Genomic DNA, 12,968 nt, shown 5'->3' with positions numbered 1-12,968 from the left:
TTAATAAAAAATCAATATCAAAGCAAAATGAGCCAGGAGGAAATATCCTAGCTCATTTTTTATGTGTATTTAAAATCAACCTTTACCTTTAACATAGCTAATTAATTTAACTGTTTGGTCATTAAAAGGTGGGGAATACCATCCTCCATGAAAGGATCGGAGGCTGTGTGATAACCAAGTTTCGCGTAGAAGCCCTCGGCGTGCGTTTGACCGTGAAGCTTAACCTTAGAAAGACTCATATCCTTCGCTATTTCCTCTAGGGAATGGATAATGACTTTTCCTAATCCGAGTTTACGGAATGGCTCTAAAATGCAGATGCGTTCTAGCTTTCCTACTCCATCGACCGCTCGAATACGACCCGTGCCTACTGCTTTATGATCGATAGACACTAAAATATGCTGGCACGGACCATCCAATCGATCGAATTGGTCAAATTCATCCTCTAAAGGAACACCCTGCTCTTCAACAAACACACTTTTTCTGATGTCAAAAGCTTCTTGTAATGAAGCATCAGATGCAATCTTTTCTATGTACATTATCATCATTCCTTTATAAATTAATATAAATCTATTATTTCATAAATTGAATCTATTTCCCAATTCGAGTTTTCAGTTAACGCTGTTTTTAAGAAGGTTTTAAACCTACTAATACTTCCCCATTTGCATGTGGGGGTAGTGATAGGCGCCTGCGCTTTTCTTGTTTTGATTGGGGATTGCGAGAAATTGGACTTAAACGGCGTTAAACACAATGAAAGTCTTTGAGGATAAGGAAGGTATTTTGCACATAAACAAAGAATTATTAAAACTAGGGGGTGAAAGCTCTGTATGTAATTGTCGCGATAATAATAGTAATAACCTTTATAGTTTCAACTTCCTTATCCTTGTTTGTGTTAAAAAGGTGGGGTCGACGGAAGGCTATGCTGACAAGCTGTATAGTAAATGTGTGCTTTTTAGGAATAGCTGCGGCTAATTTGTATGCAATGGATGCTAAAGTATTTTTGAAGCTCACAAATAGCTCTTTAATTATCCTGTTATCCGTACCTATTCTCACATGGATCAATTGCTTCGTAATCATGCAAAAAAGTAAAAGATAGTAGTATTTTTATCATTATTTCAGAGCAATGGATAGACAGGAAGGGGGAGATATTTAGTTGAATGAAATTGTAGAAAACCAAATAGACATACATATTTTTAAGTTACTAGAGCTTGCCACGTCAACGGACAAAGTAATAGAAGAATATAATGCTTATCAACAAATAGAAACAAGAACGCTTTATGGCTGGAAAACCAATGACGTCTATGTTGCATGTATAGGAATAGAAATGATAGAGAGACATCATGCAGAAATAAAGCATATAGCAGTTACCCCAGATAGTCGAAAACAAAAGCTAGGAAGCAGGATGCTAGATTATGTCGTGCAGGAGTTAGGGCTTCATCGATTAACCGCGGAAACAGACTGTGAATCGGTAGGTTTTTATCGGCGATGTGGATTTACTGATTCGAGTCTTGGTGAAAAGTATCCTGGGGTAGAGCGGTTCTTGTGTGTGTGGGAAGAAAAGATCCTTGTTCATCAAACGAGATAGTGTGTCTAAGCATAATAAACGTATGAAGCAGGAGACAAAAACCAATATACAATCAAGTTAAATAACGGAGGAAAGCTAATGTTTTTTGAAATGACGGTCCAGATAAGAGTATCCGATTTCCAAAAAGGTCTTCAATGGTATAAAACGTTATTAAAAAGAGAGGCAGAGCTTATTCCACATGATGGGTTTGTGGAATGGGAAGTAATCTCAGGGTGTTGGCTTCAACTTTCAGTAGGCGTTCCAGCAAAGGGGAGCGGTCCATTGCGTTTAGCTGTGAAGGATTTGGAAGCAGAACGTGAACGAGTGATGAAGGAACTTTGTGTAGAATACTTCGAAATTCACTCGAGGGAAGAAGTTGGGGCCAAATGGGCTACTTTTATGGATCCATGGGAAAACCAAATTGGCTTTTTTGAATACATGGATAAACAGGAAGAAAAAGAGCGAATACAGTTGTTGAATAAGAATCAAAGTAATTAATAGCTCGTCTTCAGAAAGAGGGATTTTTTAAATGAACATTAGTATTGAAAGGCTAAAGATGGAGGATATAGAAGAGCTCTATCTTTTTGAATCCAAAAACAGGACTTATTTTGAACAGACCGTACCTTCAAGGGGAGGAGATTACTATCATCACGAAATATTTATGAGGAAGAATATTGCTTTGTAAGAGGAACAAGCAAGGGGAGAATCCTATTTTTTTCTCATCAAGGAATCCGAATCTATAATAGGGCGTATTAATTTAATAGATATTGACAAACAACAAAAAAAGGCGGATTTGGGCTACAGAATTGGAGCAGAGCACACAGGGAAAGGGATTGCTAGTCTAGCAGTAGCAGTGTTGCTACAAACCATTTCATGGGAAGAAATTAATCAAGTGAATGCTAAAACCACAGCTAATAACATCGCTTCACAAAAGGTTTTAGAGAAAAACGGATTTCAAAAGGTCCAAGCTAAGGAATTTTACATAGCCGGAGAAAGTATAGAGTTCGTTCATTATACGTTAATAGGTGGACATATTTGATTCCCGATCAGCGCTAAGCAATCTATACATAATAACTTTTACAGATCAGTAGCTTAACGCACCTACAATTAATAGTGAAGTCAGTTCCTAGTGTAATCCTCAAATAATATAAAAAAATATAAAAATCCTTTCACCCTCTTATATAAAAGAATGAAAGGATTTTCTTAGTTTAGAAGAGGGACTCATGCCTCATAGATCATCTTTTTTGTCATGCCGCCGTCAATTGTTACATTTGTGCCTGTTACAAAGTTGTTAGAAGGATCCGTCAAATATAGACAGGCCTTAGCGATATCACTTGGTTTTCCTACACGACCCGAGAAATGCTGAGCATGGTCTACCTCCCGGAGGTCATTATAATCCCCAGTTTCAATCCATCCGGGAGATATACAATTAACTGTAATATTGTCCTTAGCTAATGAACTTGCTAAGGAATGGGACAGTGAAATAATGCCGCCTTTAGTAGCAGCATAGGACTCGGAGTTGGGCTCGGACATAAAAGCTCTTGTAGAAGCCATCGATACGATGGAGCCACCGTACTCATTAGTTCTCATAATTTTGGCTGCTTCACGACTACAAAGGAAAACACTTCGTAAATTTGTATGAATGACGTCATCCCACTCATCCAACGATAAGTCGTAAGGCGAGCTCGGTTGAAATTTCCCTGCATTGTTAATCAGTATGTCAATCGTTCCGAATTCTTTAGTAGTTTGTTCCATTAGATTTATAACGTCTTTTTCCACTCGGACATCCGTTTTTATAAAAAGACAAGAGTACCCCTGCTGTAAAAGAGACTCCTCCGTTTCTCTACCAAGCGATTCATTGCTATCAGCTAAAATCACGTGAGCACCGTTCTCTGCGTAAACTTGCGCAACTCCTCTGCCAATACCCTGAGCTGCTCCAGTAATGATTACTACCTTGTCATCGAACATTTTAATGCCGCCTTCCTATGTTTTTTTATTGTTTAGGAAATTATAAAATTGTGAACCTGTCGTTAAATTGATGTCTAGCTCCATCGCCTTGCCCCTCGGGTCAAATGGATAAAAGCTCCGGTGGCTGAGGAACTGCCTCCTCGCTTTTCTTCATTTGCCTGTCGGGGCAGTGACAGGCGATTATGCTTTTCTTGATGTCTAGCTTCATCGCCTTGCCCCTCGGGGTCAAATGGATAAAAGCTCCGGTGGCTGAGGAACGGCCTCCTCGCTTTTCTCCATTTGCCTGTCGGGGCAGACATAGGCGCTTGCACTTTTCTTGATGTCTAGCTTCATCGCCTTGCCCCTCGGGTCAAATGGATAAAAGCTCCGGTGGCTGAGGAACTGCCTCCTCGCTTTTTCCCATTTGCCTGTCGGGGCAGAGACAGGCGATTGCGCTTTTCTTGTTAAATGTATCATAGTTATAATTTCTTGTACGAACACAATTGATATTATCTAATAAAATATTTCTGTTTCCGAATTATTTTGTTTTTCCATCTTTCGTAATGTTCAAACATTTGCTAAACTAGTAAAGTCTTAATTTGTAATATGGGGGAAATATAGTGAAAGTATTCTTGGAGTTGGGCTGGTATTTTAAACAAAGGAAAAAGCAATATTTATTTGGCGTTTTAATGCTTCTATTTGTTGCATTTTTGCAGCTTTTTCCACCAAAGATTATTGGGTTAGTAGTAGACGAGATTCATGCGGGGACACTTACTAACGAGTTTTTATTTAAATGGCTTACTATTTTAGCCTTAGCAGCAATAGGGATGTATGTTCTACGTTATTACTGGCGTATTATGATTTTTGGTTCTTCTATTTATCTCGCTAGGTTATTGAGAGAAAAACTATTTAATCATTTCACCAAAATGGCTCCTTCCTTTTACCAGAAAAAACGGGTTGGAGATCTTATGGCTCATGCGACAAACGATTTGTCTGCAGTACAACAGACGGCTGGATCAGGTGTTTTAACCTTGGTGGATTCCTTGGCAACGGGGGGCTTTGTTATAGCTGCAATGGCAATTACGATTAACTGGAAGCTGACAATCATTGCCTTACTGCCATTACCATTGATGGCCATTTCTACTAGTTATTATGGAAAGCTGCTCCACCAACGTTTCCGTTTTGCACAGGAGGCTTTTTCTAGTTTAAATGATAAAGCTCAAGAAAGTATTTCCGGGGTAAAAGTCATTAAAACATTCGGTCAAGAGAAAGAAGACACAGACGATTTTGTTAATCTATCAAAAGAAGTTGTCGCTAAAAATATGCATGTAGCCAAGGTAGATTCTCTATTTGACCCAACGATTTCTTTAGTCGTGGGAATGTGTTTCTTCTTGTCTATTGTGTTTGGAACACGTTTTATATTAGCTGATGAGATGAGTATTGGAGACCTATTTGCTTTTACTTCCTATTTAGGATTACTAGTTTGGCCGATGCTAGCATTTGGCTATCTATTTAATATTGTAGAGCGTGGAAGAGCTTCCTATGATCGGATAAGAAATATATTAGAGGAAGAAATTGAAATCGATGACCATGCAGGAGCATTGGATCATAAGCCTAAAGGTGATATTCAATTTAATATTGAAGATTTCAAATTTACTGGTGACGATCGTGTTGCTTTGCACAATATCCAATTTACCCTAAAGCAAGGAGAAACTTTAGGAATTGTAGGGAAGACTGGCTCTGGGAAAACAGCAATTTTAAAATTGTTAATGAGAGAGTTTGAGGGGTATCGCGGTACTATTATGTATGGCGACCATTCCATAGTTGCCTATAAGAAGAGAGCTTTGAGAGAGGCGATTGGTTATGTTCCTCAAGATCACTTCCTATTCTCTACGACCGTTGCTGGTAATATAGCGTTCGCAAATGCAGATGCAACGATGGATGAAATCTATGAAGCAGCAAGATTGGCCAATATCCACGAAGATATCCTTCAATTTACGGACGGCTATAACACGATAGTAGGAGAGCGGGGAGTATCGTTATCAGGTGGACAGAAGCAACGTATTTCAATTGCACGTGCCTTGATGATGAAGCCAGAATTACTAATACTTGATGATTCTCTTTCAGCTGTTGATGCGAGAACAGAGGAAGCAATATTAGAATCATTGAAGAAAAGTCGTACAGATGAAACGACTATTATTACTTCCCATCGTTTAAGTGCCATTGCGCATGCACATCAAATTATTGTGATGGATGAAGGTACTATTAAAGAAAAAGGGACGCATGAAGAGCTAATGGAACTAAAAGGGATGTATTATGAAATGTATCAGTTACAGCAATTAGAGAATCTTGTGGAAAAAGGGAGGGATGTCTGATGAATGAAAAACAGCCAACACTGACTGGGAAAGACCAATGGCTAGTTCTTAAAAGACTGCTGACCTACTTAAAACCACATACAAAGATGATTGCTTTTGCATTGTTTTTATTAATATTAACGGTTACTGGAGATATCCTTGGACCATATTTAATAAAAACGTTTATGGATAATTATTTAACACCAAGAGAATTTCCTACTGGACCACTCGTTGGTCTGGCATTGGGATATATATTTATCCAAATTGGAAATGTTCTCGTAAGTTACTTCCAGTTGTTAAAGTTCCAAGAGATTGCATTAAAAATCATTCAACAGATGCGTATTGATGTCTTTTCGAAAGTCCATCGCCTAGGAATACGTTATTTCGATAAGACTCCTGCAGGTAGCATCGTCTCTAGGGTTACCAATGATACCGAAGCAATTAAGGATATGTTTGTTAGTGTATTAGTAGGCTTTGTACAAAGTGGGTTCCTAGTTATTGGAGTCTATATTGCTATGTTCTTACTGAACGTAAAGCTTGCATTAATTACTACCATTTTACTGCCTATTTTGTTTGTAATTATCATCACCTACCGTCGATACAGCTCGGTAGTTTACCAGGACTTGAGAGAACGACTAAGTCAGTTGAATGCAAAGCTGGCAGAGTCTTTACAAGGGATGACTATGATTCAAGCATTTAGACAGGAAGATCGGTTGCAGGATGAGTTCAATGATATCAACGAATCACATTGGAAGGCTGGAAGAAGAAATATAAAGCTAGACAGCCTGTTACTGCGACCAGCAATCGATATGGTATATGCTTTAGCAATTATTATTCTCCTCAGCTACTTTGGAGTCACTTCCATGGACAATATCGTGGAGGTTGGGGTGATCTATGCTTTTGTTACTTATATAGATAGATTTTTTGAGCCAATCAACCAGGTGATGCAAAGGTTATCGATTTTTCAATTAGCGATTGTTGCTGCATCTAGGGTATTTAAGCTGTTAGACGAGAGTGATTTGGCGCCTACACAAAAAAATGTGGAAACAGCTACGATTGACAAAGGGAAAATAGAGTTTCAAAATGTTACTTTTTCCTATGATGGAAAAACGGATGTCTTAAAGAATATCTCATTTACTGCTGAGCCAGGCCAAACAGTAGCATTAGTAGGCCATACAGGAAGCGGGAAAAGCTCAATTATAAATCTACTTATGCGTTTCTATGAATTTGAACATGGAGATATAAAAATTGACGGGCACTCTGTGAAAGATTTCCAGACTGCTGAAATTCGAAACAAGATGGGGTTAGTGCTACAAGATCCATTCCTTTTTTATGGGGATATTGAGAGCAACATAAGACTTCACGGTCACGATTTGACTGACGAAGAAGTGAGAGAAGCAGCTGAATTCGTGCAAGCCGATAAGTTTATAGAAAAATTACCAAATGGATATAAGCAGAAAGTGTCGGAAAGAGGGTCTACGTTCTCGAGTGGTCAAAGACAGCTAATAGCGTTTGCAAGAACTATCGCAACGAATCCTAAAATCCTTGTTTTAGATGAAGCAACTGCAAATATCGATACTGAGACTGAGGTTGCCATCCAAAGCAGCTTAGAAAAAATGCGTAAAGGAAGAACGACTATTGCTATTGCGCATCGTCTAAGTACAATTCAAGATGCAGAATTGATCCTCGTTCTTCACCATGGGGAAATAGTAGAAAGAGGCACACATCAGCAATTATTGAATGAGAAAGGTCTATATCACAAAATGTACCTGCTTCAAAATGGGGTAGTCGAGGATATAGCATAAAAAATTCAAAAAGCTGTCACAAGCTTTAATAGGGTAAAAGTTAAGGAAATTTGATACGATAGGAACAGTAATTTGGAAAGGAAGACTGCCGTGAGTACAGATCTTAACTTACTACTGGCGTTCGGTGCTGGGTTTTTAAGCTTTATTTCCCCATGCACTTTACCGTTGTATCCTGCATTTTTATCCTATATAACTGGTATGTCACTAGAAGAAATTAAAACAGATAAAAAGCTAATGCAAAAAAGAGGCATGCTACATACATTATTTTTCTTGCTTGGTTTCTCTGCTATATTTATCGCATTAGGATTTGCCACATCGTTAATTGGTACATTTTTTATCCAGTATGATGACTTAATCCGTCAAGTTGGTGCAATTTTTATCGTTGTATTTGGATTAATAGTCGTTGGAGTTTTTAAACCGGAATTTTTAATGAAAGAAAAAAAATTACATTTTAAAAACAGACCATCTGGATACTTAGGGACTTTTTTGATAGGTATGGCTTTTGCAGCAGGCTGGCAACCTTGTACCGGTCCGATTCTAGCGTCTGTATTATTACTAGCTGGATCTAATCCTGGTTCAGGCGTCTGGTATATGCTTGCATATGTTCTAGGCTTTGCAATCCCATTCTTTGTTCTGTCCTTCTTTATCACTAGATTGAACTGGATTCGTAAAAATAGTAATCTGATTGTTAAAGTCGGTGGCTATATTATGATTGCTTTAGGGATTCTATTGTTTTTCGACGGATTAACTTATATAATTCGTATATTAAGCCCTATTTTTGGAGACTTTACTGGATTTTAAATAAGGAGGCAACGATATGCCGACAGTTTTAGTAGTGGATGACGCAGTATTCATGCGTACAACGATTAAACGAATGCTAGATGATCATCCATTTGAGATAGTGGGCGAAGCCGCTAATGGGCTTGAGGCTATCGAGCAATATAGAAAGTTAAAACCAGATGTAGTCACAATGGATGTTACTATGCCAACGATGACGGGACTCGAAGCAGTAAAGCATATTATTGCTGAATTTCCAGAAGCCAGGATAGTAATGATTACTGCACTTGGGCAGCAAAAGCTTATTGTCGATGCGTTGGAATACGGAGCAAAGGATTTCATCACTAAACCGTTTGATCCGGACCAACTCATCAATGTGTTACGCAATGTAACAGACATATATTAAATCTATAAGATGAAGAAACTAAAAGATATGGGGAATACCAATGTTAGAAAATATTCCGGCCAATGTTATGATCATTGTCTCAACAGTCATTGCGCTAGGTATGGGAATTCTAGTAACAACCTTACGGGCAAAATCAGCAAAAAAACCAGCAAGTGCTAAAAAAATATTATTACCCCCTTTGTTTATGTCAACCGGGGCATTAATGTTTGTGTTTCCCTTCTTTCGAGTAACGCTAGCGCAAATAGGTGAAGCTTTGTTAATCGGAATGTTATTTTCTATCGTTCTGATATGGACGTCTAAGTTTGAGCATAAGGATGGAGAAATCTATCTGAAACAGTCAAAAGCATTCATCTTCATATTAATCGGGCTTTTAATCATTCGTTTAGTTGGCAAGATTGTTCTTAGCTCTACAATCGATGTGGGAGCATTAAGTGGAATGTTTTGGATTTTAGCATTTGGGATGATTGTCCCTTGGAGAATTGCAATGTTCATACAGTTTAAGAAAATGCAAAAACAGCCAATATAAAAACGAGCATCCTTTTTAAGGGGTGCTCGTTTTTTTTCGATCCTCTGACAAAGCAAAATACTTTTCAAATGGTGAAACATCTACTTCCATTTCCTTGAGTTTCTTACGTAAAAACTTATGATCTCTTTTAGGAGTAGCGATGATATAGCCACGTATCAACAGTTCCTGTGTGATAGCCTTGGCATTTTCTTTTAAAGCAATTTCTCCAATTTTCCCAGCTATTTTTTGTTTTGCAACAGGTCTGAATAAATCAGGTACTGGAGTAACTAGCTCATTTAACAAAGCTTTTTGTTCATCGTTCCATAGGTGTATCGTTTTATCTACATAATATTCTTCCCAGTCGAGATCAGATTTACCATCTCTTTTAGGCATCGATTTGAGGAACTTTCGGAACATGAAAAATCCGCCTATTCCCATCAAAGACACTAAGACAACAACCCAAAAAAGTATAAACCACATAAACCATCCTTCTAACAATCTCTTCACCTCATTCTTCTATCTATTAGTATAAGGTGTTTGAAATAATTTTTCATCAGGAATGTATCCTTTCGAGTAAAAACTTTCTATATAGAGAGTGAAGGGAGGTGATTCAGATGGCTAATTTAGAACACAAGCATTCCGTATTAAGAATTACTTTTGAAGCTGGTATGGGTGAAAATGGTAAGTTAAAAACAAAGTCAAAAACGTATCGAAATGTAAAAGCTAGTGCTACTGCAGACCAATTAGAAGCTGCGGTAATAATTCTCTCAGGCTTATCCGCAAGTCCATTTATCATAGCAGAGAAAGTACAAACATCTAATTTAAACTAAAAATAGGGAGGGTAAAACATGGCTAAAACATTACAACTTCAATTTGAAACAGATAATGGAAAGGAATTGACCTTATCAGTAGACGAGCCTCGCGAAAATCTAACTCGTGAGGAAATAGAAGCAGGGATGCAATCACTCATTAACAGCAACACTTTTCATGTAGATAGCTTTAGTCTAAGCGGTATTAAAGGTGCTAAAGTTGTGGAACGTAATGTCAATTCTATAATCTAACATGGTTAGGGGGGTATTAAGAGAGAACAGCTCTTAATACCTTTTCAATTTTGAACCGGAGATTGGAAAAATAGCAGAGAGCATGTTTGAAAAATGGCTTGGATCTTCTAGTAAATAGTGTTATAGTCGCTTGTACTTTTGGAGAAGATGAAAAGGAGGTTATCCCTATGGACCAGTGGCTTTCAGTTATTCAAGATGTAGGCTTTCCTATTTTTGTGTCATTCTATTTAATGCACAGAGTAGAGAGCAAGCTTGAAGAAATTAAAAATGCACTGTTATCCTTGAGCAATGTATAGACACAAAACTGTTGAAATCTAAAAGACAGAGTAGTTGAACGCAATATCCACATTGGTTAAGATTAGGCTAGGATGTTATAAAGGAGTCATACAATGAAAAAAATATTGGGTATTATAATGATAAGCTTATTGGTACTAGCAGGTTGTGGAAGCAGTGACTTTAAAGCCCAAACAAACTGGGAAATAGAAGAATTTGAGTTTGACAATCAACGAGGCGAAGAAACTTCTTTAGAGGATTTAAAGGGAACGGTTTGGTTGGCTACTTTTATCTTTACGAATTGTGAAACAATTTGTCCGCCAATGACCTTTAATCTTGCAGAAATACAAGGAATGCTAAAGGATAAAGGTATAGAGGATTATAAAATTGTGGGATTCAGTGTAGACCCTGAGGTGGATACGCCGGAAGTTTTACAAGAATACTTGGACATGTTTGAAGTGCCTGATCAAAGTAACTGGGAGCTTTTAACTGGTTATTCTCAGGAATATATCTCCCAATTTGCCGAGCAATCGTTTAAAGCACTCGTTCGAAATAATCCAAATGATGACCAAGTAATTCACGGATCTCGTTTTTATTTGATCGATCAAAACGGTGTTGCAGTTAAAAATTACACCGGATTCGAAGACGTACCTAAAGAAGAAATTGTAATTGACATGGAAACATTGATTGAAGAAGGTAAATAAATTCATACTTAAAACCTATTAAAGATTCCTTGGAGTTTTTAATAGGTTTTTTTATGGACTAATTAGAGTGACCTTTCTGCTCAAGTTCCAATCAAACTATTTTAACCTTCCTTAGGTTTTAAATTCACAAAAAAAGAGGCTGCCTCCAATTTTTGATATTAATCAAAGGTTGGGGCAGTCTCTTTTTTTAGAAATAATTTTTTAAATCAGTGTTAACTTCATTAAAATTATTTACGCATACTTTTCAAGATTAAACTTAAAATAGCAACTAGGATAATAGCACCGATTAAAGCTGGAATAATTGCCATGTCCCAAATTACTGGTCCCATATCAGGGAAAATCATTCCACCGATCCAAGCACCGATGATACCAGCTACAATGTTTCCTATAATTCCACCAGGGATATCCTTACCAAGAATTAGTCCTGCTAGCCAACCGATGATTCCACCGATTATTAAGTATAAAATTAGTCCCATTTACTTTCATCTCCTCAAATAATTATTATTCGATTACACTCTTTGTATAGCCAACATGAGAAGACGTTAAACCTCTTGCTTTTTAATTTAAATATTCCGTCTTTATTTTCCCGTAAAATTCATGATTTACTTCTTGAGTAACATACTTAGAAACACACAAGCTAAAATAACATAATCATATTTCTCAATATAGTTTCAAAGAGTATAATGAAAAACACTAGGATAATCGGTTACCGACTTCTATAAAAGGACTCAACTATGGAACAGAAAACGATTAACAGGCCATTCTAATAAAAACCAAATAATAGTGTTTCCATGGTGATTGCCTTAATCGCATACCAATACCAAGCGTGTCCGATCATACGAAAGGGAAACAATTAATTCAACTTTTGAAAAGTACATAGATATCAGAAGTAAAATAAGTGAAGTATAAAGAGAGAAAAGAAATTAGATTGCAAGGTTGTATAGTGGGTATAAGAATAGATATAAACAAAACATAGTGTAGTGGAGGTAAATAATGTTTCTTGAAAAAAACAATACAATACGTGCAGAGCTTTTTAGACTTGTAGATTCATTAAGCGAGGAGGAGTTCAATCGAAAACCTGATCAAAACTCTTGGTCACCAAAAGAGATTATGGAACATTTGGTTAAAATGGAGAATACGATTGTAAAAGGGATTAAGTCGGAGTTAGCTGATCCTAATAGTCCGCATGCGAAAAAAAAGCCGATTCAGGTTTCGACCCTTCGTTTGATCAAAGTTAAGGCGCCAAAGTATACCGTGCCGAAGCCAGATTACGAGACAAAAGAGGTGATGAAAAGTCAATTACATGCAGCTAGAATGGAATTATTAAAAGTATATGCTAATAATGATTATCAAGTTTTTCAAGATAAGTCACTAAAGCATCCTTTATTCGGCAGGGTACCACTTGTACAGTGGTTTCCATTCGTTGGTTTACATGAAAAAAGACATTTAAAGCAATTAGAGAAAACTATTAAAAAGATAAAAGGTCATAAGAATTAATTATTACTTATAATAATTTTAATGTAATTTACTTATCGCTAGAGTTAAGTTATGATTAATGGTGGAGAAAAGTTACTT

At 37.1% G+C, this 12,968-nt stretch carries 17 protein-coding genes and 1 pseudogene; 14 read left to right on the top strand and 4 right to left on the bottom strand.

Features of this window, described 5'->3' with window-relative positions; genetic code table 11:
- Positions 1 to 101 precede the first annotated feature (101 nt).
- Entirely contained in the window at positions 102 to 536 is a 435-nt protein-coding gene (locus MKY09_RS09905; protein WP_342566601.1) for a GNAT family N-acetyltransferase, read from the bottom strand.
- Between the two features lie 614 nt (positions 537 to 1,150).
- On the opposite strand from MKY09_RS09905, the gene MKY09_RS09900 reads away from it, so the two are divergent.
- The 4 genes and pseudogenes from MKY09_RS09900 to MKY09_RS09885 form a co-directional block, all read left to right on the top strand.
- Complete coding sequence (locus tag MKY09_RS09900; RefSeq protein WP_298469953.1) at positions 1,151 to 1,582, top strand: GNAT family N-acetyltransferase; 432 nt, start codon at positions 1,151 to 1,153, stop codon at positions 1,580 to 1,582.
- A gap of 78 nt (positions 1,583 to 1,660) precedes the next feature.
- Entirely contained in the window at positions 1,661 to 2,059 is a 399-nt protein-coding gene (locus MKY09_RS09895) for a VOC family protein (protein WP_169359208.1), read from the top strand.
- A gap of 31 nt (positions 2,060 to 2,090) precedes the next feature.
- Positions 2,091 to 2,246, top strand: a complete 156-nt coding sequence (locus MKY09_RS09890) for a hypothetical protein (RefSeq protein ID WP_342566600.1) — start codon at positions 2,091 to 2,093, stop codon at positions 2,244 to 2,246.
- An 18-nt stretch (positions 2,247 to 2,264) separates the two neighbouring features.
- Positions 2,265 to 2,600: pseudogene (locus MKY09_RS09885) on the top strand (GNAT family N-acetyltransferase); the annotation flags it as partial.
- Positions 2,601 to 2,782: 182 nt separating this feature from the next.
- Here the strand turns inward: MKY09_RS09885 and MKY09_RS09880 are convergent.
- Positions 2,783 to 3,529 (bottom strand): glucose 1-dehydrogenase, encoded by a 747-nt coding sequence (locus MKY09_RS09880; RefSeq protein ID WP_298469952.1) that lies wholly within the window; start codon positions 3,527 to 3,529, stop codon positions 2,783 to 2,785.
- Between the two features lie 599 nt (positions 3,530 to 4,128).
- On the opposite strand from MKY09_RS09880, the gene MKY09_RS09875 reads away from it, so the two are divergent.
- The 5 genes from MKY09_RS09875 to MKY09_RS09855 all read left to right on the top strand — a co-directional run bounded on the left by MKY09_RS09875 (position 4,129) and on the right by MKY09_RS09855 (position 9,376).
- Complete coding sequence (locus MKY09_RS09875; RefSeq protein ID WP_298473195.1) at positions 4,129 to 5,883, top strand: ABC transporter transmembrane domain-containing protein; 1,755 nt, start codon at positions 4,129 to 4,131, stop codon at positions 5,881 to 5,883.
- Positions 5,883 to 7,667 (top strand): ABC transporter ATP-binding protein, encoded by a 1,785-nt coding sequence (locus MKY09_RS09870; protein ID WP_342566599.1) that lies wholly within the window; start codon positions 5,883 to 5,885, stop codon positions 7,665 to 7,667. Before MKY09_RS09875 ends, MKY09_RS09870 begins: the two co-directional genes overlap by 1 nt.
- Before the next feature lie 90 nt (positions 7,668 to 7,757).
- Positions 7,758 to 8,468: a cytochrome c biogenesis protein CcdA gene (locus tag MKY09_RS09865; protein WP_169359203.1), complete on the top strand. Its 711-nt coding sequence runs from the start codon at positions 7,758 to 7,760 to the stop codon at positions 8,466 to 8,468.
- 16 nt (positions 8,469 to 8,484) lie between these two features.
- On the top strand, positions 8,485 to 8,850 hold the full coding sequence (locus tag MKY09_RS09860) for a response regulator (RefSeq protein WP_169359202.1): 366 nt from the start codon (positions 8,485 to 8,487) through the stop codon (positions 8,848 to 8,850).
- Positions 8,851 to 8,890: 40 nt separating this feature from the next.
- A complete protein-coding gene (locus MKY09_RS09855) occupies positions 8,891 to 9,376 on the top strand; it encodes a cytochrome c biogenesis protein CcdC (protein ID WP_169359201.1) in 486 nt (161 codons plus the stop codon).
- Positions 9,377 to 9,391: 15 nt separating this feature from the next.
- Here MKY09_RS09855 and MKY09_RS09850 read toward each other — a convergent pair whose 3' ends face one another.
- Complete coding sequence (locus tag MKY09_RS09850) at positions 9,392 to 9,835, bottom strand: DUF2621 domain-containing protein (protein WP_169359200.1); 444 nt, start codon at positions 9,833 to 9,835, stop codon at positions 9,392 to 9,394.
- Positions 9,836 to 9,969: 134 nt separating this feature from the next.
- Between MKY09_RS09850 and MKY09_RS09845 the strand changes: the two genes are divergently transcribed.
- The 4 genes from MKY09_RS09845 to MKY09_RS09830 all read left to right on the top strand — a co-directional run bounded on the left by MKY09_RS09845 (position 9,970) and on the right by MKY09_RS09830 (position 11,393).
- A complete protein-coding gene (locus MKY09_RS09845; RefSeq protein WP_169359199.1) occupies positions 9,970 to 10,185 on the top strand; it encodes a DUF1659 domain-containing protein in 216 nt (71 codons plus the stop codon).
- An 18-nt stretch (positions 10,186 to 10,203) separates the two neighbouring features.
- Positions 10,204 to 10,416, top strand: coding sequence for a DUF2922 domain-containing protein (locus MKY09_RS09840; protein WP_169359198.1), 213 nt, complete (start codon positions 10,204 to 10,206; stop codon positions 10,414 to 10,416).
- Between the two features lie 167 nt (positions 10,417 to 10,583).
- On the top strand, positions 10,584 to 10,712 hold the full coding sequence (locus tag MKY09_RS09835; RefSeq protein WP_169359197.1) for a YvrJ family protein: 129 nt from the start codon (positions 10,584 to 10,586) through the stop codon (positions 10,710 to 10,712).
- Between the two features lie 93 nt (positions 10,713 to 10,805).
- Positions 10,806 to 11,393 carry an SCO family protein gene (locus MKY09_RS09830; RefSeq protein ID WP_251553157.1) on the top strand — a complete coding sequence of 196 codons (588 nt, stop codon included), beginning with the start codon at positions 10,806 to 10,808 and terminating at the stop codon, positions 11,391 to 11,393.
- Positions 11,394 to 11,620: 227 nt separating this feature from the next.
- On the opposite strand, the gene MKY09_RS09825 is transcribed toward MKY09_RS09830, so the two are convergent.
- Positions 11,621 to 11,869, bottom strand: coding sequence for a GlsB/YeaQ/YmgE family stress response membrane protein (locus tag MKY09_RS09825; RefSeq protein WP_340883575.1), 249 nt, complete (start codon positions 11,867 to 11,869; stop codon positions 11,621 to 11,623).
- Between the two features lie 517 nt (positions 11,870 to 12,386).
- Here MKY09_RS09825 and MKY09_RS09820 point away from each other — a divergent pair.
- Entirely contained in the window at positions 12,387 to 12,890 is a 504-nt protein-coding gene (locus tag MKY09_RS09820; RefSeq protein ID WP_342566598.1) for a DinB family protein, read from the top strand.
- Positions 12,891 to 12,968: the final 78 nt, after the last annotated feature.

Source organism: Psychrobacillus sp. FSL K6-4046 (genome assembly GCF_038624605.1).
In the GTDB taxonomy this organism is placed as follows: domain Bacteria; phylum Bacillota; class Bacilli; order Bacillales_A; family Planococcaceae; genus Psychrobacillus.
The sequence above is the reverse complement of the archived record's forward strand: the minus strand, read 5'-3'. Positions and strand labels throughout refer to the sequence as shown.